The sequence below is a fragment of the Amycolatopsis sp. NPDC004747 genome, from assembly GCF_053601335.1.
The window spans coordinates 158,506-184,289 of record NZ_JBSGBQ010000009.1 but is presented as its reverse complement, the minus strand read 5'-3'; the positions used below and the strand labels follow the sequence as shown (position 1 = coordinate 184,289).

At 73.2% G+C, this 25,784-nt stretch carries 27 protein-coding genes; 17 read left to right on the top strand and 10 right to left on the bottom strand.

Features of this window, described 5'->3' with window-relative positions; translation table 11 throughout:
- Nucleotides 1-33 precede the first annotated feature (33 nt).
- The 12 genes from ACWEGE_RS16800 (at nt 34) to ACWEGE_RS16745 (ending at nt 11,911) form a co-directional block, all read left to right on the top strand.
- A complete protein-coding gene (locus ACWEGE_RS16800) occupies nt 34-828 on the top strand; it encodes an alpha/beta fold hydrolase (RefSeq protein ID WP_449661350.1) in 795 nt (264 codons plus the stop codon).
- Nucleotides 825-1,721 (top strand): alpha/beta fold hydrolase, encoded by an 897-nt coding sequence (locus ACWEGE_RS16795; RefSeq protein WP_449661349.1) that lies wholly within the window; start codon nt 825-827, stop codon nt 1,719-1,721. The genes ACWEGE_RS16800 and ACWEGE_RS16795 overlap by 4 nt, the downstream gene beginning before the upstream one ends.
- Nucleotides 1,718-3,205, top strand: a complete 1,488-nt coding sequence (locus ACWEGE_RS16790) for an FAD-dependent oxidoreductase (RefSeq protein ID WP_449661348.1) — start codon at nt 1,718-1,720, stop codon at nt 3,203-3,205. Before ACWEGE_RS16795 ends, ACWEGE_RS16790 begins: the two co-directional genes overlap by 4 nt.
- Nucleotides 3,202-4,479 (top strand): amidohydrolase family protein, encoded by a 1,278-nt coding sequence (locus ACWEGE_RS16785; protein WP_449661347.1) that lies wholly within the window; start codon nt 3,202-3,204, stop codon nt 4,477-4,479. The genes ACWEGE_RS16790 and ACWEGE_RS16785 overlap by 4 nt, the downstream gene beginning before the upstream one ends.
- Nucleotides 4,479-5,048 carry a TetR/AcrR family transcriptional regulator gene (locus tag ACWEGE_RS16780; RefSeq protein WP_449661346.1) on the top strand — a complete coding sequence of 190 codons (570 nt, stop codon included), beginning with the start codon at nt 4,479-4,481 and terminating at the stop codon, nt 5,046-5,048. Before ACWEGE_RS16785 ends, ACWEGE_RS16780 begins: the two co-directional genes overlap by 1 nt.
- 199 nt (nt 5,049-5,247) lie before the next feature.
- Entirely contained in the window at nt 5,248-6,261 is a 1,014-nt protein-coding gene (locus ACWEGE_RS16775; protein WP_449661345.1) for an Acg family FMN-binding oxidoreductase, read from the top strand.
- 16 nt (nt 6,262-6,277) lie between these two features.
- The gene (locus ACWEGE_RS16770; RefSeq protein ID WP_449661344.1) at nt 6,278-6,526 is read left to right on the top strand and encodes an SHOCT domain-containing protein; all 249 of its coding nucleotides are present in this window, start codon (nt 6,278-6,280) and stop codon (nt 6,524-6,526) included.
- A gap of 29 nt (nt 6,527-6,555) precedes the next feature.
- A complete protein-coding gene (locus tag ACWEGE_RS16765; protein WP_449661343.1) occupies nt 6,556-7,917 on the top strand; it encodes a wax ester/triacylglycerol synthase family O-acyltransferase in 1,362 nt (453 codons plus the stop codon).
- 47 nt (nt 7,918-7,964) lie between these two features.
- Complete coding sequence (locus ACWEGE_RS16760; RefSeq protein ID WP_449661342.1) at nt 7,965-8,375, top strand: ArsR/SmtB family transcription factor; 411 nt, start codon at nt 7,965-7,967, stop codon at nt 8,373-8,375.
- Complete coding sequence (locus tag ACWEGE_RS16755) at nt 8,372-10,015, top strand: SulP family inorganic anion transporter (RefSeq protein WP_449661341.1); 1,644 nt, start codon at nt 8,372-8,374, stop codon at nt 10,013-10,015. Before ACWEGE_RS16760 ends, ACWEGE_RS16755 begins: the two co-directional genes overlap by 4 nt.
- A gap of 197 nt (nt 10,016-10,212) precedes the next feature.
- Entirely contained in the window at nt 10,213-10,809 is a 597-nt protein-coding gene (locus ACWEGE_RS16750) for a hypothetical protein (protein ID WP_449661340.1), read from the top strand.
- A gap of 64 nt (nt 10,810-10,873) precedes the next feature.
- A complete protein-coding gene (locus ACWEGE_RS16745; protein WP_449661339.1) occupies nt 10,874-11,911 on the top strand; it encodes a zinc-dependent alcohol dehydrogenase family protein in 1,038 nt (345 codons plus the stop codon).
- 52 nt (nt 11,912-11,963) lie between these two features.
- Here ACWEGE_RS16745 and ACWEGE_RS16740 read toward each other — a convergent pair whose 3' ends face one another.
- Genes ACWEGE_RS16740 through ACWEGE_RS16730 form a run of 3 tightly spaced genes read right to left on the bottom strand, consistent with a single transcriptional unit; the run spans nt 11,964 to nt 13,798 of the window.
- Nucleotides 11,964-12,632 (bottom strand): CBS domain-containing protein, encoded by a 669-nt coding sequence (locus ACWEGE_RS16740; protein WP_449661338.1) that lies wholly within the window; start codon nt 12,630-12,632, stop codon nt 11,964-11,966.
- Between the two features lie 41 nt (nt 12,633-12,673).
- On the bottom strand, nt 12,674-13,186 hold the full coding sequence (locus ACWEGE_RS16735; protein ID WP_449661337.1) for a universal stress protein: 513 nt from the start codon (nt 13,184-13,186) through the stop codon (nt 12,674-12,676).
- 24 nt (nt 13,187-13,210) lie between these two features.
- A complete protein-coding gene (locus tag ACWEGE_RS16730) occupies nt 13,211-13,798 on the bottom strand; it encodes an Rv1733c family protein (RefSeq protein WP_449661336.1) in 588 nt (195 codons plus the stop codon).
- A gap of 184 nt (nt 13,799-13,982) precedes the next feature.
- Between ACWEGE_RS16730 and ACWEGE_RS16725 the strand changes: the two genes are divergently transcribed.
- Entirely contained in the window at nt 13,983-14,381 is a 399-nt protein-coding gene (locus tag ACWEGE_RS16725; RefSeq protein WP_449661335.1) for a CBS domain-containing protein, read from the top strand.
- A 64-nt stretch (nt 14,382-14,445) separates the two neighbouring features.
- Here the strand turns inward: ACWEGE_RS16725 and ACWEGE_RS16720 are convergent, their stop codons facing one another.
- Both ACWEGE_RS16720 and ACWEGE_RS16715 read right to left on the bottom strand, forming a co-directional pair.
- Nucleotides 14,446-15,468 carry an MBL fold metallo-hydrolase gene (locus ACWEGE_RS16720; RefSeq protein ID WP_449661334.1) on the bottom strand — a complete coding sequence of 341 codons (1,023 nt, stop codon included), beginning with the start codon at nt 15,466-15,468 and terminating at the stop codon, nt 14,446-14,448.
- Nucleotides 15,469-15,477: 9 nt separating this feature from the next.
- Nucleotides 15,478-15,756 carry a hypothetical protein gene (locus tag ACWEGE_RS16715; RefSeq protein ID WP_449661333.1) on the bottom strand — a complete coding sequence of 93 codons (279 nt, stop codon included), beginning with the start codon at nt 15,754-15,756 and terminating at the stop codon, nt 15,478-15,480.
- A gap of 240 nt (nt 15,757-15,996) precedes the next feature.
- On the opposite strand from ACWEGE_RS16715, the gene ACWEGE_RS16710 reads away from it, so the two are divergent.
- The gene (locus ACWEGE_RS16710; protein WP_449661332.1) at nt 15,997-16,446 is read left to right on the top strand and encodes a universal stress protein; all 450 of its coding nucleotides are present in this window, start codon (nt 15,997-15,999) and stop codon (nt 16,444-16,446) included.
- Nucleotides 16,447-16,654: 208 nt separating this feature from the next.
- A complete protein-coding gene (locus ACWEGE_RS16705; RefSeq protein ID WP_449661331.1) occupies nt 16,655-18,265 on the top strand; it encodes a glycoside hydrolase family 27 protein in 1,611 nt (536 codons plus the stop codon).
- A gap of 4 nt (nt 18,266-18,269) precedes the next feature.
- Here the strand turns inward: ACWEGE_RS16705 and ACWEGE_RS16700 are convergent, their stop codons facing one another.
- The 5 genes from ACWEGE_RS16700 to ppk2 all read right to left on the bottom strand — a co-directional run bounded on the left by ACWEGE_RS16700 (nt 18,270) and on the right by ppk2 (nt 22,945).
- The gene (locus ACWEGE_RS16700; protein ID WP_449661330.1) at nt 18,270-20,885 is read right to left on the bottom strand and encodes a cation-translocating P-type ATPase; all 2,616 of its coding nucleotides are present in this window, start codon (nt 20,883-20,885) and stop codon (nt 18,270-18,272) included.
- Entirely contained in the window at nt 20,882-21,064 is a 183-nt protein-coding gene (locus tag ACWEGE_RS16695) for a hypothetical protein (RefSeq protein WP_449661329.1), read from the bottom strand. The genes ACWEGE_RS16700 and ACWEGE_RS16695 overlap by 4 nt, the downstream gene beginning before the upstream one ends.
- Complete coding sequence (locus ACWEGE_RS16690) at nt 21,061-21,642, bottom strand: CBS domain-containing protein (RefSeq protein WP_449661328.1); 582 nt, start codon at nt 21,640-21,642, stop codon at nt 21,061-21,063. Before ACWEGE_RS16690 ends, ACWEGE_RS16695 begins: the two co-directional genes overlap by 4 nt.
- 291 nt (nt 21,643-21,933) lie before the next feature.
- Nucleotides 21,934-22,122, bottom strand: a complete 189-nt coding sequence (locus tag ACWEGE_RS16685) for a hypothetical protein (protein ID WP_449661327.1) — start codon at nt 22,120-22,122, stop codon at nt 21,934-21,936.
- Between the two features lie 16 nt (nt 22,123-22,138).
- Nucleotides 22,139-22,945, bottom strand: a complete 807-nt coding sequence (ppk2, locus tag ACWEGE_RS16680) for a polyphosphate kinase 2 (protein ID WP_449661326.1) — start codon at nt 22,943-22,945, stop codon at nt 22,139-22,141.
- A gap of 534 nt (nt 22,946-23,479) precedes the next feature.
- Here ppk2 and ACWEGE_RS16675 point away from each other — a divergent pair.
- Together ACWEGE_RS16675 and ACWEGE_RS16670 are read left to right on the top strand one after the other, a co-directional pair.
- A complete protein-coding gene (locus tag ACWEGE_RS16675) occupies nt 23,480-24,496 on the top strand; it encodes an Acg family FMN-binding oxidoreductase (protein ID WP_449661325.1) in 1,017 nt (338 codons plus the stop codon).
- A gap of 240 nt (nt 24,497-24,736) precedes the next feature.
- The gene (locus ACWEGE_RS16670) at nt 24,737-25,636 is read left to right on the top strand and encodes a universal stress protein (protein WP_449661324.1); all 900 of its coding nucleotides are present in this window, start codon (nt 24,737-24,739) and stop codon (nt 25,634-25,636) included.
- The last annotated feature ends 148 nt before the right edge of the window (nt 25,637-25,784 follow it).

Sequence of the window (25,784 nt, the reverse complement as noted above, 5' to 3'; positions counted from 1 at the left end):
ACCCCGTGCAATAACGGCAACACTGTTGCCATTATGAATGCCACCCATACCCGGTCAGTTTCGGTGGACGGCCTGCGCGTTCACTACGAACGCGCAGGTCACGGGCCCGCACTGGTGCTGCTGCACGGCAGCGGGTCGTCGTTGGAGGGCTTCGAGCGGGTCGCGGCGCTGTTGTCGGCGTCGTACGACGTGATCCGCCCGGACCTCCCGGGCTTCGGGCGGACCGGGCCGCGGCCCGACCGCGACTACCGCATCCGGACCTACGCGGGGACGATCGCCCGCTTCCTGACCGCCATCGAGGTGCCGCACTTCGCGCTGGCGGGCAATTCGCTCGGCGGCAACATCGCGTGGAATCTCGCTCTGGACGCTCCCGAGCGGGTGGATGCGCTGGTGCTGGTCAACGCCACCGGCTACCCGGAGAAGACGCTGCCCGCGGGATTGCGGCTGGCCCGGAACCCGCTGCTGCGTCCGCTCCTGCGGCGCTGGCTGCCGCGGAGTGCGACCGAACGCGGGCTGCGGGAAGCCGTCGGCGCGAACTCCGCGATCGTGGACGACGCCATGGTCGACCGGGTGCACGCGCTGACCAGCCGTCCGGGGAACCGGTCGGCGTTCGTGGACTTCGCCAACACCGACCAGTCCGACCGCAGCGCCGACATCCCGAAGATCGCGGTCCCGACGCTGGTTCTGCGCAGCGCCGGCGTCGACGGGCAGCACTTCGCCCGCGACATCCCCGGCGCCGTCGAGCGGATCCACGCCGACGGTGGCCACCTGCTGCCGGAAGAGGACCCGGACTGGGTGGCCACGGCGATCACGGAGTTCCTGCGATGAAGTATTTCGTCGCCTCCGATGAGGACCGCCGGCTCGACGTGGCCACGCGCCGGACCCTGCGTGGCAGCTTCGCCGAGCTGTCCGACGGGGTGACGCACTACGAGCTGACCGGTCCCGCCGGCGGGGAACTCGCCGTCCTCGTCGGCGGCCTCACCATTCCACTGTCCTATTGGGACGGTCTCGCGGCCCGGCTGCACGCCCGCGGTCTGCGCACCCTCGCCTACAGCGCCTACGGCCGCGGGTACTCCGACCGCGTCCGGGGCCGCTACGACGAAGAGCTGTTCGTCCGCCAGCTCGCTGAGCTGACCACGACCTTGGACCCCACGCGGCCGCGGCACGTCGTCGGCACCTCGATGGGTGCCCTGGTCGCCATGGCCTACACGACCCGGTATCCCGACGCGGTCACCACGCTCACCGTCGTGGGCCCGGCCGGCTTGGGTGAACGTCCCCGCGCGCAGCGGTTGCTGCGCAACGACGTCGTCGCCGGATTCGTCGCCCGGCGCTTCGGCCGCAAGCTCCTGGAAGACCACCTCGGGCACAACGTCCGCGACCCCGCCCTCTCCGCCCGGCTGGTCGCCATGGTGCGGAACGCCTACCGGTACGAAGGCTCCCTTTACGCGTTCTTCCAAACCCTGCAGGACTTCCCGCTGTACGAACGGCAAGAGCTCTTCCGGCGGGCCGGCAGCCTCGGGCTGCCGGTGCAGCTGGTGTGGGGCGACGACGACCGGGTCACCCCGATCACCCACCTCGACACCGTCCACGACCTGCTGCGCCCCCGGCAGACGCACGTGCTCACCGAATGCGGCCACATGGCCCCCTACGAACGGCCGGACGACGTCGGCGATCTGCTCGCCTCGTTCACCGCTCCCCACACCGAACGGCTCGAACCATGAACGACACCCTCGACGTCCTGATCGCCGGCGCCGGCCCGGCCGGCACCACCCTCGCCATCGACCTGGCCCGCCGCGGCCTGGCCGTCCGGATCGTCGACAAGGCCCCGCACTCCTTCGACGGCTCCCGCGCCAAAGGCCTCCAACCCCGCACCCTCGAAGTCTTCGACGACCTCGGCGTGCTCGACGACGTCCTCGCCGGCAGCAGCGACTACCCCAGGTTGGGCATCCACCTGGGTCCGGTCACCGTTCCGTGGCGGATGTTCCGCAACCGCGACGCCACCGCCGACATCCCCTACCCGAACACCCGGCTGATGCCCCAGTCCCGCACCGACGCCGTGCTGCACGACCGCCTCGAGCAGCTGGGCGGCAAGGTCGAATACGGCCGCGAACTCGCCGAATTCACCCAAGACGCCACGTCGGTCACCGCCACCGTGACCGGCGAGGACGGCCTCGAACGGATCACCGCCCGCTACCTCGTGGGCGCCGACGGTGGGTCCAGCGCGGTCCGCAAGCACCTCGATCTGGGGTTCCTCGGCGAGACCGACGAGCAGGACCGGATGTTGATCGTCGACGCCGTCACCACCGGCCTGTCCCGTACCCGCTGGCACGTCTGGCCCGGGGTGAAGGGCCGGTTCACCGGCGCCTGCCCGCTCCCGCACACCGACCTGTTCCAGTGGATGATCCGCCTGGCTCCCGGCGAAGAACCGCCCGAGGGCGAGGAGGCGATCACCCGGCGGATCCGGGCGCACACCCGCAACCGGCACATCGCCGTGCGCGACATCCAGTGGCGGTCGGTGTTCCGGCCCAACATCCGCCTGGTCGAGGCCTACCGCCGCGGGCGAGTGTTCCTCGCCGGCGACGCCGCCCACGTCCACACCCCGGCCGGGGCCCAGGGCCTCAATACCGGCATCCAGGACGCCTACAACCTCGGCTGGAAACTCGCCCAAGTCCTCGCCGGAGCCGACCCGCAGCTACTGGACAGCTACGAAGCCGAACGCCTGCCGATCGCCGCCGGCGTGCTCGGCCTGTCCACCAAGAAGTACGAAGGCCTCGCCAAACTCGACCCCTCGAGCCTGCGCCGCGGCAAAGAGGAACAACAGCTGTCCCTGACCTACCAAGGCGGCCCGCTCGCCCCGGCCGGAGCCGACCGCACGACGACGTTGCAGGTCGGCGACCGCGCCCCGGACGCCGACCTGAGCGGCTCACGGCTGTTCGACACCTTCCGAGGGCCGCACTTCACCCTGGTCGCCTACGGCACGCAGGCCGCCGCGGCCGGCGACGAACTCCACTGGCCCGCCACCGGAGCACCGCTCCGCCGCCTCACCGTCGACGGACCTGGCAGCTTCCGCACCAGCTACGGAATCGAAGGCGACACCCTGCTGCTCGTCCGGCCCGACGGCCACCTCGGCCACATCGCGACCCACGACTTCCTCACCTCAACCCGTGCCGCCGTGCGCGCCATGATCCCGGAGGCGGCCGGATGAACCGCGTCCTGCTGCGCGGCGCGCAGGTCATCACCATGGCGGCGAACCGGCCCGACACCGAGCGCGCCGACATCCTCGTCGACGACGACAGCATCACCGCAGTCGGCGAAAACCTCGACCCGACCGGCGCGCAGATCGTCGACGTCACCGGCCGGATCATCATGCCCGGCCTGGTCAACGCCCACCTGCACACCTGGCAGACCGCCCTGCGGGGCGTGGGCACCGACTGGACGCTCGCGGACTACCTCGGCCGCATGCACGGCGCCGTGGCCCGCCACTACCGCCCCGAGGACCTGCGCATCGGCACCCTCGCCGGCGCGCTGAGCCAGCTCGACCGCGGCACCACCACCCTCGGCGACTGGTGCCACAACACGCCCACCCCGGAGCACACCGACGCCGCCTTCGACGGCCTCCGCGCATCCGGCGTCCGCGCGGTGTTCCTGCACGGCACCCCCTACTCCGCACCCGACGCGACCCACCCGGTCGGCGAGGTCGACCGGCTGCCCACCAGTCCACTGCTCGGCATCGGCATGGCCGTCCGCGGACCCCAGCTGTCCACTCCGGACACCGCGGTCGCCGACTTCCGCGCCGCCGCCGAACGCGGCCTCGTCGTCTCGATGCACCAGAGCGGCGGCGAACCCGGGCCCGGGTGGACCGCGGTGCGGGACGCCGGGCTGCTGAGCCCCCGCACGAACGTCGTGCACGGCGCCGGGCTCACCGACGACTGGCTCAAGACCCTCGTCCACGCGGGCGCGACCCTCACCAGCACGCCCGAGAACGAACTCGGCCAAGGCCACGGCTTCCCCGTCACCGGGCACCTGCTCCGGCTGGGCGCCGCGCCGTCGCTGGGCACCGACACCGATGCCGTCACGCCCGCCGACGTGCTCTCCGCCGCCCGCATCGCCCTGGCCCACCAGCGCGGCCACGACCACGAGCACCACCGGCAGACCACCGGCTCCTTCTCCCACACCGCCACGATCACCGCCAAGCAGGCACTCACCTGGGCCACCGTCGAAGGCGCCCGCGCACTCGGTCTCGCCGACCGCGTCGGCCGGCTCGAACCGGGCAGGCAAGCCGACCTCATCGTCATCGACGCCCCGGCACCGAACCCGATCGCCACCGCACTGCACGCCACCGCCGCCGACATCGAAGCGGTCATGATCGCCGGACGCTGGCGCAAACGCGACCACACCCTCCTCGACGTCGACCTCGGCGCCGTGCGAGCCCAGCTCCACGGATCCGCCGAGCACCTCATCCCCCACCTCCCGGGCTGATGAGCACGCGGGCCGAACTCGCCGGCCGGACCCGGGACGACCTGCTGGCCGCGGCGAAACGGCTGTTCGCCGAACACGGTTACCTCGAGACCAGGATCACCGACATCGCCGCCGCGGCCGGCCGCGCCGTGGGCTCCTTCTACACCCACTTCGGCGACAAGGAGCAGCTCCTGGCCGTGCTGCGCGGCGAACTCGCGGAGACACCGGCCCCCGGCCCGGGTGACGACCCGATCCGCGAGCACGTCACGGCCTGCTGGACGGCACTGCGCGCCCACCGCCCCACCGCCATCGCCCTGCTGCAGTCGGCGACCGCAGCCGCGCCGGCCTCCGGCCGGTTGCGGGACGAGCTGACCGCCTGGACGGCACCGCTGCGCAAGCACCTGGAGAGCAGGCGCGACCGCGGTGAGCCGCTGCCCGGCGACCCCGAGCTGCTGGCGGCGGCCGTGGGCGTCGTGCTCGCCGGCCTCAACCACGCGCTGCCGGCCGACGACGGCCGCGTCGCCGACACCGTCACCAACCTGGTGCTCTACGGCCTCGCCGGGCCCCGCGCCGGCGCCGTCGGGAGATGAGACGGCCCGGAGCTCGAGAGCGACGGTGGAGCGCCACGACGCAACGGAGTCGCCCGCGCGAGCCGTGGCCTGCCTGGTGCCCGGGCACCGAAAGTCCCCGGAGCGAAGGCACTCCGGCCCTCCCGCCATCGGGCGCCGTGGTGCGAAGGTCGAGGCGGAAACCACCCCCGGCAGCAACCCCTGACAACGAGGAAAGCCGATGACGGACCGAGCATTCCCGGACGAGTTCACCGTCAAGACCGCGGTGGCGATGGCCGTCCGCGCGCCGTCGGTGCACAACTCCCAGCCGTGGTACTGGCGGATCGGCGACAGTTCCCTGCACCTCTACGCCGACCCGGACCGGCTCCTGCACGAAACCGACCCCGACGGCCGCGACCTGATCCTCAGCTGCGGCGCCGCCCTGCACCACGCCCGGGTCGGCTTCGCCGCACTCGGCTGGGCCGCCGAGGTGCACCGGCTGCCCAACCCCGCCGAGCCCGACCACCTGGCGGCGATCACCCTGCACCCGCACGACCCCTCCCAGGACGAGATCGCCATGGCCGCCGCCATCCCCCGGCGGCGGACCGACCGGCGCCGCCACAGCTCCTGGGCCGTCCCGCGCGGCCACGTCGAAGCGATGTCCCGGGCGGCCGCGCTGGAAGGCACCGTGCTGCAGGCCGCGGAGAACTCCGCGCGGTACTACCTGGCGACGGCAATCGAGGAGGCCGCCGACCGGCACGCCGCCGATCCGGGCTACCGCACGGAGCTGGCGGCCTGGAGTGGCCGCCACCTCTCACCCGACGGCGTCCCAGCCCGCAACACCCCCGCACCGGACGACACCCCGGGCGCACTCCGCACCCGCCCCTTCGCCGACCCACAGCTGGCCCAGCCGCCCGACGCCAAGGCCGAAGACGACGAGACCGTCCTGCTCGTACTGAGCACCGCCTCCGACGACCGGATGTCCCGCCTGCGCGCCGGCGAAGCAACCAGCGCCGTAATACTCACCGCCAACGCCTTCGGCCTCTCCTCATGCCCCCTCACCGAACCGCTCGAACTGCCCGACGTCCGCGACACCGTCACCGAACACGTCACCGGCGGGTCATTCCCCCAAATGGTGCTCCGCATCGGCTGGGCCCCCGCCAACGCCGAGCCGCTGCCGGCAACACCGCGACGCGACCTCGAGGACGTGCTGCAGCCGCTCGACGCGCCGCCCGCACACTTCCAGGCCCGCTGAGGAAAGGAGGCCGGTCATGCCGTACTGGCACCACCCCGGAACCATGGGCTGGACCGGCTGGGCAGGCGGCATCGGCATGCTCGTGCTGATGGTGCTCGTCCTGGCCGCGGTCGCCGCTCTCGCCGTGGTCCTCGCCCGGCCGGGACCGCAGGCGCCGCCACCGGCCGATACCGCCCGCCGGATCCTCGACGAGCGGTTCGCCCGCGGCGAGCTCGACCAGGAGGAGTACGAACGCCGCCGGAACGCCCTGACGAGAACGAGATGACCCCGCGCGGACCACTCCGGGAGGACCTCATGGACCGGCTCAGCCCGCTCGACGCGGCCTTCCTCGAGATCGAGGACGAGGACCCGGAATCGTCGCTGGCCATCGCGTCGGTCGCGATCGCCGAGGGACCGGTGCCCGGCCACGACGAGTTCACCGCGGCCGTGCTCGCGCGGCTGACCGGGATCCCGCGCTACCGGCAGAAGGTGCGCACGGTGCCGTTCGACCTCGGGCCGCCGGTCTGGGTCGACGACCCGGCGTTCGACCCGCCCGCGCACTTCGGGCGGGTCGCGCTCCCGGCACCGCACGACGAGAACGCGCTCTGCGAGCTGGTCGCGCTGCTGATGGGCGAACGGCTCGAACGCGACCGGCCGCTGTGGGAATTCTGGGTGATCGAGGGCCTGCCGGACGGGCGCTGGGCCATCCTGACGAAGGTGCACCACGCGCTGGCCGACGGGATGGCGGCGACGCGGCTCCAGACCGTCCTCTTCGGCGACGCCCCGCTCGACCCGCATCCCGCCGCGGAAGCGGCCGACCCGGGCGCGGCCGAGCTGCTGCTGGACGCCGTCGGCTCACTGCTGCGCGCACCGTGGACCCAGGCCCGGCTGCTCGCCCGCGAACTGCTGCACCCGAACCGGCTGGCCCGCCGCGTCAGCGACGCCGCCCGCGGTCTCACGGCGATGGCGTCCGCGCTGCTGCCGGCGTCCCCCACGCCGTTGACCGGGCCGCTCGGGCGCGACCGGCGCTACTCGACCGCGTCGGTGCCGCTGGCCGACGTCCAGGCCGTCGCGCGGGCGTTCGACGTGACGGTGAACGACGTCCTGCTGGCCGCGGTGACCGGCGGGTTCCGGGAACTGCTGCTGCAGCGCGGCGAGACGCCCGCCGCCGACAGCGTGCGGTCGCTGGTCCCGGTGTCCGTGCGGACCGGCACCACGCTCGACAACGAGGTCTCGCTCCTGCTGCCGCTGCTGCCGGTCGACCTGGCCGACCCGGCGCAGCGCCTCGTCCGGGTGCACCGGCGGCTGGGCACGCTCAAGGCCGCCAAGGAAGCCGACGCCGGCGCGCTGCTCACCGCCACCGCCGCGCACGAGCCGTTCGCCCCGGTCGCGTGGGCGATCCGGGCGGCCGCGCACCTGCCGCAGCGCAACATCGTCACGGTGACGACCAATGTGCGCGGCCCCGCCGAGCCGCTGTCCGCGCTCGGCCGCCGGATCGTCCGGATCCACCCGTACGTGCCCATCGCGCTGCGGGTGCGGATCGGCGTGGCGATGCTCAGCTACGCCGGCGAGGTGACGTTCGGGATCACGGCGGACGCGGATGCGGTCCCGGACACCGAAGTGCTCGCCAAGGCCATCGAGCGGGAGTTCCCGGCGTTGCGGGCCGCGGCCCGCTGAAGGTGCGGGTTGATGGATTGATAGAATCATCAATCCAGGAGGTACACATGCCCGTCCGCTCCCGCACGACCGAGCCGCTCTACCGGATCAAGGCCGACCTGTTCAAGTGCCTGGCCCACCCGATCCGGATCCAGGTGCTGGAGGTGCTGGCCGCGGCCGGCGACGAGGGCACGCCGGTCACCCGGCTGCTCGAAGTGACCGACTGCGAAGCGTCCCACCTGTCCCAGCACCTCGCGGTGCTCCGCCGCAGCGGTGTCGTCACCTCCACCCGCACGGGCAACGCCGTCGAGTACTGGCTCGCCCAGCCCCTGGTCGCGGAGCTCCTGGTCGTGGCCCGTGCCTTCCTGCTTTCGAGCCTGGCTCCGGATTCCGGCCGGCTCCGGACCGCTCAAGAACTGCCGCCGCTGCCCGGAGCCAGCCCGCAGGCCATCCTCGACGCGATCGCGGCCGAGGCGTGAGCCGCCTTGCGCCCGTCCGGGACCTGCTGCCCGGCCGGGCCGACTACGACCTGCGGCCGCCGGTCCTGCGCGCGGACCTCCTCGCCGGCCTCACCGTCGGGGTCGTGGCCCTGCCACTGGCGCTGGCCTTCGGCATCAGCTCGGGGGCCGGCGCGGCGGCCGGGCTCGTCACCGCCGTGGTGGCCGGGATCGTGGCGGCGGTGTTCGGCGGCTCCCCGGTCCAGGTCTCCGGCCCGACCGGCGCCATGGCCGTCGTCCTGGCGCCGATCGTGGCCGCCCACGGGACGTCGTCGGTGGCACTGGTCTCGATCCTCGGCGGCGTGGTCGTGCTCGCCGCGGGCGTCGCGCGGCTGGGCAGGCTGGTCGGCTACCTGCCCTGGCCGGTCGTCGAAGGGTTCACGCTCGGCATCGCCTGCATCATCTTCCTCCAGCAGCTCCCCGCCGCCGTGGGGACGGCCGCGCCCGCGGGCCGGAACCCGCTGCTGAGCGCCGTCGCCGCCGTCACCCACCCGAGCGCCGTGGCGGGCTGGACGGTCGCGACGGTCGCCGTGGTGGCGCTGGCGATGCTCGCGCTGCCGAAGCTGCACCGCGGGATCCCGGCGTCGCTGGTGGCGGTGATCGTGGCGACGGTCGCCGCGGAAGTCACGCACGCCCCGGTGCCGCGCATCGGGACCCTGCCGAGCACCCTCGTTCCCACGCTGCCGCACTTCACCTTCGGCGTCGTCCACGACCTCGCCGGGGCCGTCGTCGCCGTGGCCGCGCTGGCGGCCATCGAATCCCTGCTGTCGGCGCGGGTGGCCGCGACGATGACCCGTGGCGGGCCGCCGGTGGGCCGGACCCGGCCGGACCGCGAGCTCGTCGGCCAGGGCCTGGCTTCGATCGTCAGCGGCCTGTTCGGCGGGATGCCTGCGACCGGCGCGATCGCCCGCACCGCGGTCAACGTCCGGTCCGGGGCGCGCACGCGGCTGGCCGCGGCCGCGCACGCGCTGGTGATCCTCGCGATGATCTATGCCGCCGGCGCGCTCGTCTCCCGGATCCCGCTCGCCGCCCTCGCCGGCGTCCTGCTGGTCACCAGCCTGCGCATGGTTCCGCTCGCCACGATCCGCGAAGTCGTGCGCGCGAGCCGCTCCAGCGCGGCCACCTTCGCCGTGACCGCGCTCGTCACCGTCGCGGCCGACCTCATCCTGGCGGTGGAGATCGGCCTGCTGGTCGCCGCGTTCTTCGCGCTGCGCCACCTCGCCGGTGCCGCCCGGGCCCGGCGGGACCCCCTCCCCGGCCCGGCCACCGACGGCGACGAGCACATCGCCGTGTTCCGCTTCGAAGGCGCCATGTTCTGGGGCGCCTCGGAGCGGGTGGCGGCGGAGATCGCGGCCGCGGCCGACGACGCCCTCGTCGTCATCCTGCGCCTGTCCCGCCTGCACCTGCTCGACGCCACGGGCGCGAAGGCGCTGGGCGAGACCATCGAAGGGCTCGAAGCCCGAGGCATCGCCGTGCTGCTCAAGGGAGTCCAGGACCACCACCGGCACCTGCTGACCACCACCGGCGCCCTCCGCACCGGCGAGCGCCTCTTCACCAGCCTCGACGACGCGGTCGCCCACGCCCGCGCCCAGGTGACCGCGGCGTCGGCTCAGGCTCGCTGAGCCACCCCGGCGAATTCGTCGGCCGGCGCGGTCACCGGGAACTCCGGGACCGGCTTCCTTCGCGTGCGGGGTCCACCGGCGTACGCGGTCCTCGGCATCCGGCACCCAAGGGCCTCCGCAGCGGGGACCTTCGGCCCCAGAAACCGTTCGGGAACCGGAACAAACTGACCGCAGCACCGAACGAACGGAGGTTTGTCATGTCCATCAAGCCGGACGCACAGAAGACGGCTCCCACCCAGCGGGCCACCGAGCCGGCGACGGTCCCCGACTTCGTCGCCGAGCCCACCGCCGGCGGGAAGTCGCTGGCCGTTCTGCGGTTCGCCACCGGGTTCGTGTTCCTGTGGGCGTTCCTGGACAAGCTGTTCGGCTGGGGTTACGCAACCCCGTCGAAGGGCGCCTGGATCAACGGTGGCTCCCCGACCAAGGGCTTCCTCAGCGGCGTCGACGCCGGCCCCTTCCAGTCCATGTTCCACGCCTGGGCCGGCACCTGGTGGGCCGACACACTGTTCATGCTCGGCCTCGCCGGCATCGGCACCGCCGTCATCGCCGGCATCGGCCTGCGCCTGAGCGCCGCCGCCGGCTCACTGATGATGCTCATGATGTGGGCCGCCGAATGGCCCTTCGCCCTCAGCACCAGCACCGGCCAAGCCACCCACTCCACCAACCCCGTCATCGACTACCACATCATCTACGCCCTCGTCCTCATCGCACTGGCCGCCACCGCGGCCGGGAACACATGGGGCCTCGGCCGCCGCTGGGCCGCCCTCGCCGGCGACCGCACGTGGCTGCGCTGAGCACTTCGCCCCAGGGCGCCCGCGACCGGCGGGCGCCCTTTTCCCCTGCGCGAAAGGAACAACGATGAAGGCTCTCGTGTACGACGGACCGGGCCGGCGCAGCTGGACCGGCCACGCCGACCCCGAATTGACCGCGCCCACCGACGCGATCGTCCGCGTGGACGCGGTCACCATCTGCGGCACCGACCTGCACATCCTCAAGGGCGACGTGCCCGAGGTCGAGCGCGGCCGGATCCTCGGCCACGAAGCGGTCGGCACCATCGTCGAGACCGGTTCCGCCGTCACCGGCGGCAAAGCCGGTGACAAGGTCCTGGTCTCCTGCATCACCGCCTGCGGCCGGTGCGAGTACTGCCGCCGGGCCGCCTACGGCCAGTGCCTCGGCGGCGGGGGCTGGATCCTCGGCCACACCACCGACGGCGTCCAGGCCGAGTACGCCCGCGTCCCGTTCGCCGACACCTCGACCTACGTGCTGCCGCCCGGGGTCAGCGACGAGGCGGCGCTGATGCTCGCCGACATCGTCCCGACGTCCTACGAGGTCGGCGTCCGCAACGGCGGCGTCAAACCCGGCGACACGGTGGTGATCGTCGGCGCCGGGCCGATCGGGCTGGCCGCGATCACCAACGCCCAGCTGTTCGCCCCCAGCACGATCATCGTGGTGGACAAGGAGCCGGCCCGGCTCGACGCGGCGAAGTCGTTCGGCGCCGACGTGCTGGTGCAGCCCGGTGACGCGGCGGCCGCGGTGGCCGAGGCGAGCGGCGGGCTCGGCGCGGACGTCGCCATCGAGGCGGTCGGCGTCCCCGAGACGTTCGAGCTGTGCACCCGCCTGGTGCGCCCGGGCGGCCACGTGGCCAACGTCGGCGTCCACGGCGCACCGGCGACGCTGCACCTCGAAGAACTCTGGATCAAGAACGTGACCATCACGACCGGTCTGGTCGACACGTCCAGCACGCCGATGCTGCTGCGGATGCTCGCGGCCGGCCGGCTGGACACGAGCCGGTTCGTCACCCACCGGTTCGGGCTCGACGAGATGGACGAGGCCTACGACGTCTTCGCCCACCCGCAGGACAGCAACGCGCTGAAGGTCGCGCTGTTCCGCAGCTGAACCGACGAAAGCGGCCACCGTCCGGCTTGGACGGTGGCCGCTTCTTCGTGGCTCAGTAGGTCGGCGGTTTCCGGCTCAGCACCCCGGCCGGCCCGGACGGCGTCGGGGACACGCCCCGATCGTCGAACCGGCCCTGCAGGGTCTCCCGCACTTCCACCACCCCGTCGACGCGACGGACCAGCGCCACGATGACCGGGATCATGCTCTGCCGCTCGACCGTGCCGTTCAGGGTCACGATGCCGTTGTGCACGGAGACGTACAGCGAAGCCGGATCCATGGCCATCTCCCGCAGCAGCACCTCCTCCCGGACTTCGTCGCGGATCTCGCGGTCGGTGCGCAGGAACACCCGCAGCAGGTCCGAGCGGGAGACCACGCCGACGAGCTTGCCGTCGTCGTCCACCACCGGCAGGCGGTGGAAGTGGTGCTCCTCCAGCAGCTTCGCGGCCACCGCGACGTCGTCGTCCGCGCGGACGACGACGGCCGGGGCCGTCATCAGGTCCGCGACGAACGCCGCACCGGCCTTCCGCTTCGCCTGCCGCGAACCGGGCTTGAGCAGCCCGTGCGGAGCTTCGCGCTCGAGCAGGTCTCCTTGGGAAACCACGCCGAGCACCCGCCCGTCCTCGTCGACCACGGGCGCCCCGCTGATGTTCCACGAGGCCAGCAGCAGCGCCACGGCTTTGAACGGCGTGTCCGGACCCACGGTGGTCACTTCGGTCGTCATGACCGAACCCACCTTGCGACGGCTGGGCATCCTGACCTCCTTCACAGCAGCGGCCCGGGAAGGTACCCGACCGCGGGCTCCGGCTCCGGCGTCGCGTCCTTCTCCGGCTCCGGAACCGTTCGCGCCGGGATCACCACCACGGGGCAGCTCGCTTCGCGCAGGCAGTGCTCGGCGACCGAGCCGACCAGCAGCTTCAGCAACCGGCTGTGGCCGTGGCTGCCGAGCACGAGCATCGAGGCCGTCTTCGACGCCTCCTCCAGGGCCACCGTGGCCGAGTGCTCGACCAGCTCGGCCCGGATGGTCACGCCCGGGTGCTCGGCCCGCACCTCGCCGACGACCTCGTCGAGCTGGTGCCGTTCGCGGTCGGCGACGGTCTGCGGGGTGCCGGCGACCGCCGCACCGAGGTCGTAGACCGGCTCGAACGTCCACGCACGCAGCGCGACGACCTGACGGCCGCTCACCGCCGCCTCGGACACCGCCCAGCGCAGCGCGGCCACGCTGATCGCCGAATGGTCCACACCGACGACGATGTCGCCCTGGTTTGCCGTGGTCATGTCAGTTTCACCTTCTCTTCGTCCTCAAGAACGGGTTTTGCGGTCCAGGTCGGCGAACCACTCCTGCTGCCAGCGGGCGAAGCGGAGCCGGTCGAGCGAGAACACCGAAAGCCGGTAGGCGACGGCCAGCACGATCAGCGCCGCCAGCCACAGGCCCAGGCCGACGCCGGCGGCGTCGATCACCACGGCCGCGCCGCTGAGCGGCGGATCGACGGGGTTGCCGTCGCGGTCCACCCAGATGCCGAAGGTGTGCCCCTTCAGGGTGCCTTCGTCGGCGACGACCCGGCCGAAGCGGCGGGTTCCGTCCGGCAGCACCCAGGTCGCGTCGGTCGGTGCGCCGTTGCCGACGAGGCCGCTGCGTGGGCTCACCGACAGTTCGGGACCGTCGGCGAGCAGGGTCGCCGTCACCGCAGAGCGCTCCGCCAGCTCCTGAGCCGACTGCGCCCGCTGGTGCCCGAAGGTCTCCGAGCCGAAGCTCGCGGCGACCGGCAGGGCGACGAGGGCGAGCAGCACCACGAGGGCGAGCAGACCGCCCTGGACGCGGTCCGAGGGACGCGCCACCGAACCCCGGCGCGGGATCAGCGTGCGCCACATCCGCGCGATCCGGTTCATGGGGCCGTCCTTCCGTTCGCTGTTCCCTTTCTCTTCCAGGATCACCGGACGCCGGCGTTCGCCGAAGAGGCCTTGGACCCCGGACCGGAGTCCGTCGGCGGGCAGGTCGGGGACTTAGGACCCTGTACCGGCCGCGGAACCCGGCGGGAAGGTCGGGGCACCCGACGGGAACGGAGCCCGAACCATGCGCGCACGCGACATCATGACCACCCCGACGTTCGCACTGGCCCCCACGGCAACGCTCGGAGAAGCCGCGGAAACGATGACCGCGCACGGGTTCACGACGATGCCGGTGGTCGACGCGGACGGGCGGCTGCTCGGCGTGCTGTCCGAAGTGGACATCCTGCGGTCGCCGGCCCCGCCCGGCGACCCGGACACCGGCGCGATGCTCGACGGCGGCCCCCGCACGGCGGGCTCGGTCATGCGCACGACCGGCCTGGCGGTGCCGCCGGACACCGACGTGCGCGAGCTGGCCCGGCGCATGACCGACGCGGGGGTGCGCTCGGCGCCGGTCGTCGAAGGCGGGCACGTCGTCGGGATGGTCACCTTCCAGGACGTGCTGCGCGCGACGGCCCACCGCTGAGCGGTGCCTGCCGGGGCGGCGGTCCCGAGCGGAAGCACCGGTTTCGGCACGCGGTTCGCCGGGCTCAGCACACCACCCGCTCCCCGTCCTCGGGGACCACGGCGCAGCAGTCCGTCTCCGCGTGCAGCACCTTCGCCAGCGCGTGCGCCGGTTCCGCGTCCCCTTCGACCACGAACGCCGTCTCGGGTGCCGGGGTCGCGGCCGCCCAGGCCAGGACCTCCGCCGGGCCCGCGAACGCTCCCGTGTCGCCGAGCGCGGTCACCTCCGCGCGAACCGGGACGTACCGGCCGTGGATCTTCAGGTGGCGGGCCCCGTCCGCGAGCTGCGCCGCGCGCGTCCCCGGCGCCGGGTGGCCCAGCAGGACCACGCCGTTGCGGCGATCCGGCAGCAGCCTGGCCAAGTGCCGGAGCACCCGGCCGGCGTCCGCCGTCGCCAGGCCGGCCAGGATGATCGACGGCCCGTCCGGTGGCTCCGCCGTCAGCTCCGGCGCCGGCACGCGCGCGCCGCCGCGCAGCTCGGCCGTCGCCTGCCGGTGGACCTCGAGATCGAGGGCGCCGTCCAGGACCACGGGCAGAGGGGGGAGCTGACCCGTCCGCGCGAGTACGCGGAGCGTCTCCGTACCGCCGTCCGCCGGAACCGGGACGAGCACGCTGCCGCCCCGCCGGGCCGCCCGGTGGACCGCCGCCGCGAACCGATCCGGCAGGTGGCCGTCGGCGGGCGGGCCGGGTGCGGCGAGGACCAGCACGTCGGAGCGGGGACGCGGGTCCGGTGCCCGCAGCAGCGGGTGGTCCGCCGCGCCCAGCGGGCCCGCGAACACCACCGAACGGCCGGCGGCCCGCACGCGCACCCAGGCCGCGCCCAGCCGGCCGCCGGCGCGGCCGAACTCGAACTCCACGTTGCCGAGGCGGTGGAGCGAGCCGAACTCGACCGGCCGGACCAGGGCCAGCGCGCGGGTGACGTCCTCCGCGCGGAACGGCGGGACACCCGGCGGCGGCGGGCACGCCTGTGCGGCGTCTTCGGCGAACTGCTTCGCGGCATCGGACAGCACCACCGGCAGCAGTGCGGCGGTGCCGGGGGTCGCGAACACCGGCCCGCGCTAGCCTTCGGCGGCCAGCTGCGGCAGGAACCCGGCGTGCCCGAGGTCGGCGCTCGGCAGGATCACCGCGTCCGCCGCGTGCAGTTCGCCGGGGCACGGTGAGAAGTTGCGGCGCCACGCCGTGTCCGGCCCTTCGAACAGCCCGCACCCGACCAGCAGCGTGGTGTCCGCCGCCGCCAGCAGGTACCGGGCCCGGCCCAGGAACGTCAGGAGCGGGTCGGGGCGGGCCGGGACGTGCGCACCCGGCCACGGGCTCGCGCGGTGGGGCACGTCGGACATCGGGTCTCCCTCGGCGGTGTCAGCCGGCGACGTCACGAACACCGCACTGGTCACCGGTCAGGGCGGGGTCGTTCGCGGTCACTCCTCGGCACGGAGCCGGATGCCCCGCCGGACTCATGGTCGCGGGGCCGGCGGCGCCCGCACCGGAGCACAAAGTCCTCCGCTCCGGCGGAATTCGTCCCCTACCGGGCCGGCGCCCGCCGGTCGCACGATGACGCGTCCCGGAGAAAGAAGGAAGTCATGAGCATCGATCGCGTCATCATCGTCGGCATGGACGGCTCGCCCCGCGGCGACGCGGCCCTGCGGTGGGCCCTCGAGGTCGGCGCCCACGCGGGTGACACGGTCCGCGCGATCCTCGTCCGGCCGCGGGACGAGCTGCTGCCCGGCACGTCGTTCGCCATCCAGCCGCACGGCCGGGTCCCGGAGGCGGGCTACTCACTGGTGGAGCACGTCGCCGGCCTGGGCATCGAGACCCCGGCCGCGCTGGAGATCCGGACGGTCCACGGCGACCCGGCGACGGAGCTGGTGACGGCGTCGGCGGACGCGGACCTGCTGGTGCTGGGCGCCCACCGCGGCGGCGCGGTGGCGGACCTGGTGCTGGGCAGCGTGGGCCGGGAGTGCGTGCGGTATTCGCGGTGCCCGGTCGTGGTCATCACCCCGGAGTCGGCACGCCGCCTGATCCGGGCGTAGCCCGTGAAAGTTACGCCGTGAAAAGCCTCTTTCACGGAACTGGCCAGCAGAAAGGAATCCCGCGCCGATCGGACATTGAGGCGGGCCCTCGGCCGTGTTAGCGTTCACAGCCCTGCCGCAGCCCGGCTCGCCGTCAACGCCGATGGGGGTTCCGTTGTCACCAGCACGCCCCGCCGCTTCCCGACGCCTCTTCAGTCCTCTGTGGACGTTGTGTGCACTGATCGCGGCCTGCTTGTCCCTTGCGGTGACGCCGAGCGCCGACGCCGCGCCGGCTCCGCTCACCAAGCCGCCGATGGGCTGGAACTCCTGGAACTCCTTCGCCGGGGCGATCGACCACACCGTGATCGAACAGCAGGCGGACGCGATCGTGGCCTCCGGGATGAAGGACGCGGGCTACGAATACGTCAACATCGACGACGGGTGGTGGACCGGCAGCCGCGACGCGAGCGGCAACATCACCGTCGACACCGCGAAGTGGCCGGGCGGGATGTCCGCCATCGCCGCCTACATCCACGGCAAGGGCCTGAAGGCGGGCATCTACACCGACGCCGGCCGCAACGGCTGCGGCTACTACTACCCCACCGGGCACCCCGCCTACCCGGGCACCGGCGCGGAAGGCCACTACGACCAGGACTTCCTCCAGTTCTCCCGCTGGGGCTTCGACTACGTGAAGGTCGACTGGTGCGGCGGCAACGCCGAAGGGCTCAACGCCCGCACGTCCTACACCGCGATCAGTGACTCGATCTCGCGTGCCACCGCCCAGACCGGCCGCCCGATGGCGTTCTCCGTCTGCGAATGGGGCGGCAACCAGCCGTGGAACTGGGCGCCTGCCATCGCCAACCTGTGGCGGACCAGCGGAGACATCATCTACTGGGGCGAGCGGCCGTCGATGTCGCGGATGCTGGCCAACTTCGACGCGGCCCAGCACCCGAGCGCGCAGAGTCCAGGCCACTACAACGATCCCGACATGCTCATCGCCGGCCTGCCCGGCTTCTCCGACGCGCAGAACCGCACCCACCTGAGCCTGTGGGCCATCTCCGGTGCCCCGCTGATCGCGGGCAACAAGCCCAGCGACATGAGCGCCGCCACGCGCGCCACGCTGACCAACCGCGAGATGATCGCCATCGACCAGGACTCGCTCGGGCGGCAGGGCACGAAGGTCGCCGAGGACGCTTCGGGGCTGCAGGTCTACCAGAAGGTGTTGTCCGGCACCGGACGCCGGGCGGTCGTCCTGCTCAACCGCACCGGCTCGGCCGCCACCATCACCGCCCGGTGGTCCGCCCTCGGCCTGTCGGGCCCGGCGGTCGTCCGCGACATCTGGGCGGGCGCCGACCGTGGCACCTTCACCTCGAGTTACGCCACGTCGGTCGGAGCCGGGGAGGCGGTCCTGCTCACCGTCACCGGCACCGACGGCACTCCCCCGGCCGGTGGCGGGCCGATCACCGGGAAGCAGTCCGGCCGCTGCCTCGACGTGCCCAACGCGAGCACCGCGAACGGCACCCAGGTGCAGCTGCTGGACTGCCAGGGCGGCCCGGGGCAGACCTGGACGCGCACGGCGAGCCGCCAGCTCACCGTCTACGGGAACAAGTGCCTCGACGCGTCCGGCCAGGGCACGGCCAACGGGACGGCCGTGGTCATCTGGGACTGCAACGGCCAGGCCAACCAGCAGTGGACGGTGAACGCGAACGGGACCATCACGGGCGTCCAGTCGAACCTCTGCCTGGACGCCAGCGGCCAGGGCACCGCGAACGGCACCAAGGTGCTCCTCTGGGCGTGCAACGGCCAAGCGAACCAGCAGTGGACCGCACCCTCGGCGTGAGGCGTCACTCGTGAGCGGCGCCCCGGCGGGTGGCCCACCGGAACAGCTCGTCCACCCCCCAGACGATGACCGGCATCGGGAGCAGCATCGCCACCACCCAGGCCGGGAGCGCCGCCGTCCCGAACAGTGCCTGCAGCGGGGGCAGGTAGACCAACGCCGCCGCGAACACCAGCTCGAACACGATCCCGCCCAGCAGCAGCCGGTTCGTCGTCAGGCCCACCGAGCGCAGCGACACCCGCTCGGTGCGGGCCGCGAACGCCGTGCCCACCTGGCAGAACACGATCGCCGCGAAGCTCGCCGTCGTGGCCTGCAGGTACGCCGTGTGCAGTGCGCCCGACGAGACGTCCGCGCCCGGGTGCCAGCCCGCCGCGTACAGCACCGCGAAAAACGCTCCCAGCACCAGCACCCCCGACACCAGGCCCATGATCCCCCAGGCCCGCAGCAGCATCCGGCCGGTGACCACGCCTTCGGACCGCCGCCGCGGGCGGCGGGACATCAGGCCGGGCTCGGCGGGTTCACGCCCCAGCGCCAACGCGGGCAGGGTTTCCGTGCCGAGGTCGATCGCCAGGATCTGCAACACCGTCAACGGCAACGGGATCATCCCGCCCGACACCGCGAACAGCAGGAACGGCAGCACCTCCGGCACCGCGTGCGCGAAGATGTAGAGCACGAACTTCCGGACGTTGTCGAACACCCGGCGCCCCTCCCGGACGCCGGCGACGATCGTGGCGAAGTTGTCGTCCGTCAGCACCACCGTCGCCGCTTCCTTGGCCACGTCCGTGCCGCCGATGCCCATCGCCACGCCGATGTCCGCGCGGCGCAACGCCGGCGCGTCGTTGACGCCGTCGCCCGTCATCGCCACCACTTCGCCGCAGTCGCGCAACGCGTCCGCGATGCGCAGCTTGTCCTCCGGCGCCGCGCGGGAGAACACGATCTCGCCGTTCGCCGTCAACGCTTCGTCCAGAGCCGGCTCCGGCAGCCCGGCCAGCTCCTCGCCGCTGATCACGCGGTCCGCGCCGATCCCGACGCGGCGGGCGATCTCCGCGGCCGTGCGGCCGTTGTCACCGGTCACCACGTGCACCCGGATGCCCGCCGAATGGCAGTCCGCGACCGCCGCGGCGACCTCGGGGCGGGGCGGGTCGACCAGGCCCACCAGGCCGAGCAGGGTCAGCTCCGTCTCGGCTTCTTCACGGCTGCCCGGCAGCGCGGACACGCGGCGGGCGGCGACCGCCAGCACCCGCAGGGCCCGGCCCGCCATCTCGTCGACGAGGGCCAGGAGACGCGCACGTTCTTCGGCAGGCATCACGCAGCGGGGCAGGACCTGCTCCGGCGCCCCCTTGGTCGAGACCCACAGGTCATCGCCGACTGTGTCTACAGTGGACATCCGCTTGAGCCGCGGGTCGAACGGGTACAGCGCCTTCCGGCCGGCGTCGCGAAGGGACAGATCGGCGCCGTTCGCGCTCGCGTACCGCAGCAACGCCAGTTCGGTCGGGTCACCGCTCGACGCGGTGACGTCGGCGGTGCTGCACCGGGCCAACGCCTCGACGAACGACTCCCCGGCCGGGTGCGCCTCCTCGACGCTCATCTCGTTCCGCGTCAACGTCCCGGTCTTGTCGGTGCAGATCACCGTCGTCGACCCGAGCGTCTCCACCGCGGAGAGCCGCTTGACCAGCGCCCCGGCCTTGGCCATCGACCGGACGCCCGCGGCGAGGGCCAGGGTGATCGTCGGCAGCAGGCCCTCGGGGACGTTGGCCACCAGCAGGCCGATCGCGAACACGAACGCCGCCGACCACGACAGCCCGGCCAGCCAGCCCAGCGGCAGGAAGCCGATCCCGACCACCACGGCGACCAGCGCGATCAGCCACGCGACCCGCCGCACCTGGCGTTCGAGCGGGCTTTCCTCGCGGCCGACGCGCGAGGAAAGCGACGCGATCCGGCCGATCTCGGTGTGCCGCCCGGTGGCGTGGACGACGGCGTGCGCGGCCCCGGCGACGCACACCGTGCCGCTGAAGACGAGGACCGGCGAATCGAGCGCGCGGCCGGCGTCGTCGTGGGCGTCGGCCATCCGGGTCACCGGCACCGACTCCCCCGTCAGCATCGACGCGTCGACGTCCACCGTGCCGTCGATCAACCGGGCGTCGGCCGGGATCCGGTTGCCCTCCTCGAGGACGAGGACGTCACCGGGGACCAGCTCGGCCGCGGGCACGTGCCACACCTGGCCGTCGCGCAGCACCGGCGCCCGGTCGGGCAGGTACTTCCCGAGCGCCTCGACCGCCTTTTCCGCCTGCTGCTCCTGGACGAACGCCAGCAGGCCGTTGAGCAGGATGACACCGGCGATCGCGATCGCCAGGTTCGTCGTCCCGGCCACCCACGCCAGCCCGCCCGCGACCCACAGCAGCAACGCCAGCGGGTGGACCAGCTGCCGCACCAGCTCGAGGGGCCACCGCCGGCCACCGTGCGACGGCAGGGCGTTCGGGCCGCTCACCTGCAGCCGGCGGGCGGCTTCCCGGGCGGTCAGGCCGCCCGGCGTGGTCCGCAGGTCCCGCAGCAACCGGGCGGCCGGCGCCCGGGCGTCGACCGGCGGCGCCTCGGCCGGCTTGGTCTTCAGGTGCGTGGTCATCGTGGCTTCCTTCGCTTCGGGGTGGCGCGATAGGCCGGCGTCGACGCAGCCGAGGCCGAACACGGGGTCCGTGCGGCCGACCTCCAGCGCAGCACGCCGGAGGTGAACTCGAACAACGGCCGCGGATCCCGGCCGGTGACGATGATCGCGAAGAACGCCGCGATCGTGAGGATCTTCACGTCCGCACCGACGCTTCTTCCCACAGCTCCACGCCCACGACCCCGAAGACGGTCTTCGCCAGCGCCGTCACGACCCGCCGTTCGGCCTCGTCGGTGAAGGCGCCGCGGACGGTCACCATGCCGCCGGTGACCGAAACCGCCCACCGGTCGCGATGGCCGCTGTAGTCCGTGAGCAGCGAGTTGAGGTGCGAGGCGATCGAGTCGTCCTGGCGCACCAGCGGGCTGAGCAGGTCGCGGCGGCTGACGATGCCGGCGAGGACGCCCTCGTCGTCGACCACCGGGATGCTGCGCCGCCGGTCGCCCAGCATGCGCCGGGCGATCTCGGTGATGTCCGTGTCCAGCCGCACGGTCTCCGCCGGCGTGGTCATCATCGTGGCCACCAGCACGTCGGGTGCCGCACCGGTGATGCCGCTGCGGAGCGCGTCGGCTTCGGTGAACACACCGAGCACCGCGTCGTCCTCGCCCACCACCGGCAGCGCCGCGACGCAGTGCTCGGTGAGCAGCACGATGGCTTCCCGGACCGGCGTCGCGGGCCCGACCCGCACCACCGGCCTCGTCATGATGTCGCGTGCCTTCACGACGGCTCCCTTCCTCGGACGTTCGGGTGCACGGTCCTCCTGCGGGCCGGGAGGTTCAGCATGGGCGGGCCGGGTACTCGCCGGTCAGGGCCCGAAGTCCCTTTCCCCGGGGACCAAATCCGCCTGTCCGCGCGGCTGTCGTCGCCGACGCCGGGACCATGACCGCACCCGCTCTGTTCATCGACCACTTCCTGCCGCACCCGCACTTCGAGCTGGTGCGCACGACGATCGTGGACGCGCCCGGTGAAGGACACCTACGCGGCGGCGCCTCGCGGCCTACGTGCGCACCGATCAGGCCTGACGCCCGGCCGCCGGCTGCCGCGGTTCCTCCGCGGCCGGCGGAAGGTCCTCGTCGTTCTCCTTGATCGCGTGCTGTTCGACCACGTGCAGGTACCGGCCCACCTTCGGGCCGTGCCGGCCGCGCTCGGCGACGCCGCGGCGCGCCTCGGCTTCGATGGCCGCCTTCTCCTTGTCGTCCATGGTCAGCTCCTCCTGTTCAGTGCGGCAGCAGGGTCGCCGCGTGGTCGGGGACGTAGTTCTGCAGCCGCCGGTCGGGCCGGAAGTAGCCGGTCGGCTCCGGCCGCGGCGGCAGCGACACCGCCTGGCGGGGCACCTCGAAGTACGGGACGCTCGAAAGCAGGTGCGCGATCATGTTCAGCCGCCCGCGCCGCTTCTCCTCGCTTTCCACCACGTGCCAAGGGGATTCGGCGGTGTCGGTGTGCACGAACATGTCGTCCTTCGCCCGCGAGTAGTCCTCCCAGTGCGTCACCGACTGCAGGTCGATGGTCGAGAGCTTCCAGCGGCGCATCGGGTCGCCGATGCGGGCGCGGAACCGGCGTTCCTGCTCCTCGACGCTGACGGAGAACCAGTACTTGCGCAGCAGGATGCCGTCGTCGACGAGCAGCCGCTCGAAGATCGGGCACTGCTGCAGGAACCGCCGGTGCTCCTCGGGGCTGCAGAACCCCATCACCCGCTCGACGCCGGCCCGGTTGTACCAGCTGCGGTCGAACAGCACGATCTCGCCCGCGGCGGGCAGGTGCTCGATGTAGCGCTGGAAGTACCACTGCGTCCGCTCGCGTTCGGTCGGGCCGGGCAGCGCCGCGATCCGCACCACGCGGGGGTTGAGGTGCTCGGTGACGCGCTTGATCGTGCTGCCCTTGCCGGCCGCGTCCCGGCCCTCGAACACCACGACCAGGCGCGCGCCTTCGGCACGGACCCATTCTTGGAGCTTCACCAGCTCGGCCTGCAGGCGCAGCAGCTCACGCTCGTAGACCGCGCGCGGCAGCTTCTTGGTTCCGGGCATGCCCCGACGCTACGAACCCGGCCGCCCTCCGGGCTGCGGCCGGACGTCGCCGGCCCCGGGGTCTTTGGTCCTTCACCCCAGGACGGTGCGGCCCTTCCGTGATCCCGCCCGGACGCCGGAACCGGCGGTGCCGGGTGGCCGGCATCGTGATCGCGTACGTCCCGCCCGCCGGCGTACGAGCCGCTCAGGAGGACGAGGGCCGGCAGGCCGGCTTCCCGGCGGGTTCAGCTCGCACGGCCGTTTCCGGTCGGCGGCTCGGCGAGGCGGTTCGGCAGCGGTTTCCCGACGTGTCCCGGCCGGCCGGTCGAGCGCGGCGGGCACCGCCGCCTGCCGTTTCCGCGCGCCGGCGTCCGCGTGGGCGAAGGGATGGTCAGGATTCGTGGCTCCTCCCGGGTTCGTGCCCAGGTTGGGCTGCCCGCCGGGCGCCGGAAAGGGCCGAAGGGCCTCGCGCCGGTCACCTCCGCGAAGCCCTTGGACCCTGTGGCCGGCGCACCGCCGCGGCGAGCATGGAGCCATTCGATCCGAGGAGGAACGATGGACCCCACGATGCCCGACGCCTCCACCGTGCGGGCGGCCGTCGCGCTCGCGGTCCGTGCCCCCTCGGTGCACAACTCGCAGCCGTGGCAGTGGCACTTCGGCGGCCGCACGGCCGAGCTGCGCGCCGATCCGGGCCGACGGCTGCGCCACACCGACCCCGACGGCCGCGACCTGCTCGTCAGCTGCGGCTGCGCCCTGCACCACTTCGCCGCCGCCGCGGCGGCGATGGGGTGGGCCGCGCGCGTCCACCGGCTGCCCGAACCCGGCCTGCTCGCGAGGATCGACCTGGTGCCCCACGACACGTGTGACGCCGACATCGCCCTCGCCGCGGCCATCCCCCGCCGCCGATCGGACCGGCGCCGGTTCGCCGAGCGGCCGCTGCCGGCGCGGGACGAGGAGCTGCTGCGGAAGAGCGCGGCCGGCCAGGGCGCGGCCCTGCACGTGGTGACGGCGGCGCCGCACCGGACGGTCCTCGCGTGGGCCGCCGCGGAGGCCGCCGGCCTGCACCGGGCCGACCCGGACTACGGGTTCGAGCTGTCCGCGTGGAGCGGCCGCGACCACGCCCCGGACGGCGTGCCGGCCCGGAACGCCGTCCTGGCCCTCGCACCCCGCCGCGAGCTGCGGGTCCGCGAGTTCGCGGGCGGAGGCATCCCGGACTCGGCCGGCCCGGACGGCGCGGTCCTCACCGTGCTCGCCACCCCGGGCGACACCGAGCTGGACCGCCTCCGCGCGGGTGAAGCCGCCGGCGCGGTCCTGCTCACGGCGACCCTGCTGAACCTGGCGTCCTGCGTGTACACCGAACCGTTCGAGCTGACGAGCACCCGCGGCCTGGTCCGCGACTGCGTCCTCGGCGGCCGGCTCGAGCCGCAGCTGGTGGTGCGCGTCGGCCACGCCCCGGATGGCACGGCACCTCTTCCGGCGACGCCGCGCCGGCCCGTCCGCGAAGTCCTGCGGCCACTCCCCCGCCGGTACGGCGCGGGGCTCCCGATCCCGGAACCGCTGCGCGGCGAGTGAAACCGGGAGGTGCCGGGCGAGCCGGAGCAACGGCCCACGCCGGCAGAGCGAGCGCGCTCAAGCCGCTCCTGCCCGCCCGGCCGGAAGCGCGTCGCGAACGGGAGCGAGTACCCGTGACGCGGTGCACGAGGCCGGGGTGAGGACCGCCGGAAGTCCCCTCGCCGGAGGACTTCCGGCCGCAGCGGACGGCGCGGCCGCCGCCATAACGTCGGCGCACGACAGCCGCACCGGGAGCCACCGATGAACACGCCGCACCAACCGATCGTCACCGGAACCGACGGATCAGGCGAGGCACTCGACGCCGTCCGCTGGGCAGCCCGCACCGCCCGGCTGCACGAAGCCCCCCTGGAAATCGTGCACGCCCTCGACTTCCCGGCACTGCTCGCCGGCGGAGTCGTCCCACCACCAGAAGAGCTGAAAGACACCCTCCGCGCCCACGGGCACCGCTACCTGCGAGCAGCACAGGAAATCGCCGCAGCACAGGGCGCGCCGACGGTGACCACCCGACTGGATCCCGACCGCGCCGCACCAGCCCTCATCGAAGCATCACAGACCGCAGCGCTGATCGTCCTCGGCTCCGGCGGCCGCGGCCGGCTGACCGGCCTGCTCGCCGGCTCGACCGCCTCAGCCGTCAGCGCACACGCCGCCTGCGACGTGGTAGTGGTCCGCGGCGACACCTGGGACGACCCCGAAACCACCCACCAGCCGATCATCGCCGGGATCGACGGCAGCCAGCCCAGCACCCGCATCCTCGCGGCAGCCGTAGCCGAAGCACAAGCACGGAAAACCCACCTGATCGTGGTGCACGCACCGGCAGACGAGCCGCGCCCGGAGACCGAACCACACCTGAACCCGCAAGCCGCCACAGCGGCCGGCCAACAGCTGCTCAGCGAGCTCACCGGCGAACACGACACCGGCAACCTCACCCTCGAGCAGATCGTCGTCCACGGCCACCCACGCCGCGAGCTGATCGAGCGCAGCGCAAACGCCCAGCTCATCGTGCTCGGCAACCGCGGCCGCGGCGGCTTCCCCGACCTGCTGCTGGGCTCCACCAGCCAAGCACTCCTGCACAACGCAGCCTGCCCGGTCTACCTGGTACGCACCCCCCACCCAACCGGCTCCGCACCCCAACAGAAGTGAAACACCCCATGGACACCACCCCCGGAGCCGCCACAGCGACCACCGCCCCCCGCCACACCGACGCCGCCGACCAGCCCGCACGCCGACCACGACCGACCGGTCCGAAAAGGACCGCCCGGGCCCACCGGAACGCGTCACCCACCGCCGC

Bases quoted from the DNA above. Each gene is read 5' to 3' on its own strand.
- ACWEGE_RS16800 (WP_449661350.1), top strand. From the start codon at position 34: ATGAATGCCACCCATACCCGGTCAGTTTCGGTGGACGGCCTGCGCGTT.
- ACWEGE_RS16795 (WP_449661349.1), top strand. From the start codon at position 825: ATGAAGTATTTCGTCGCCTCCGATGAGGACCGCCGGCTCGACGTGGCC.
- ACWEGE_RS16790 (WP_449661348.1), top strand. From the start codon at position 1,718: ATGAACGACACCCTCGACGTCCTGATCGCCGGCGCCGGCCCGGCCGGC.
- ACWEGE_RS16785 (WP_449661347.1), top strand. From the start codon at position 3,202: ATGAACCGCGTCCTGCTGCGCGGCGCGCAGGTCATCACCATGGCGGCG.
- ACWEGE_RS16780 (WP_449661346.1), top strand. From the start codon at position 4,479: ATGAGCACGCGGGCCGAACTCGCCGGCCGGACCCGGGACGACCTGCTG.
- ACWEGE_RS16775 (WP_449661345.1), top strand. From the start codon at position 5,248: ATGACGGACCGAGCATTCCCGGACGAGTTCACCGTCAAGACCGCGGTG.
- ACWEGE_RS16770 (WP_449661344.1), top strand. From the start codon at position 6,278: ATGCCGTACTGGCACCACCCCGGAACCATGGGCTGGACCGGCTGGGCA.
- ACWEGE_RS16765 (WP_449661343.1), top strand. From the start codon at position 6,556: ATGGACCGGCTCAGCCCGCTCGACGCGGCCTTCCTCGAGATCGAGGAC.
- ACWEGE_RS16760 (WP_449661342.1), top strand. From the start codon at position 7,965: ATGCCCGTCCGCTCCCGCACGACCGAGCCGCTCTACCGGATCAAGGCC.
- ACWEGE_RS16750 (WP_449661340.1), top strand. From the start codon at position 10,213: ATGTCCATCAAGCCGGACGCACAGAAGACGGCTCCCACCCAGCGGGCC.
- ACWEGE_RS16745 (WP_449661339.1), top strand. From the start codon at position 10,874: ATGAAGGCTCTCGTGTACGACGGACCGGGCCGGCGCAGCTGGACCGGC.
- ACWEGE_RS16740 (WP_449661338.1), bottom strand. From the start codon at position 12,632: ATGACGACCGAAGTGACCACCGTGGGTCCGGACACGCCGTTCAAAGCC.
- ACWEGE_RS16735 (WP_449661337.1), bottom strand. From the start codon at position 13,186: ATGACCACGGCAAACCAGGGCGACATCGTCGTCGGTGTGGACCATTCG.
- ACWEGE_RS16730 (WP_449661336.1), bottom strand. From the start codon at position 13,798: ATGAACCGGATCGCGCGGATGTGGCGCACGCTGATCCCGCGCCGGGGT.
- ACWEGE_RS16725 (WP_449661335.1), top strand. From the start codon at position 13,983: ATGCGCGCACGCGACATCATGACCACCCCGACGTTCGCACTGGCCCCC.
- ACWEGE_RS16715 (WP_449661333.1), bottom strand. From the start codon at position 15,756: ATGTCCGACGTGCCCCACCGCGCGAGCCCGTGGCCGGGTGCGCACGTC.
- ACWEGE_RS16710 (WP_449661332.1), top strand. From the start codon at position 15,997: ATGAGCATCGATCGCGTCATCATCGTCGGCATGGACGGCTCGCCCCGC.
- ACWEGE_RS16700 (WP_449661330.1), bottom strand. From the start codon at position 20,885: ATGACCACGCACCTGAAGACCAAGCCGGCCGAGGCGCCGCCGGTCGAC.
- ACWEGE_RS16685 (WP_449661327.1), bottom strand. From the start codon at position 22,122: ATGGACGACAAGGAGAAGGCGGCCATCGAAGCCGAGGCGCGCCGCGGC.
- ppk2 (WP_449661326.1), bottom strand. From the start codon at position 22,945: ATGCCCGGAACCAAGAAGCTGCCGCGCGCGGTCTACGAGCGTGAGCTG.
- ACWEGE_RS16675 (WP_449661325.1), top strand. From the start codon at position 23,480: ATGGACCCCACGATGCCCGACGCCTCCACCGTGCGGGCGGCCGTCGCG.
- ACWEGE_RS16670 (WP_449661324.1), top strand. From the start codon at position 24,737: ATGAACACGCCGCACCAACCGATCGTCACCGGAACCGACGGATCAGGC.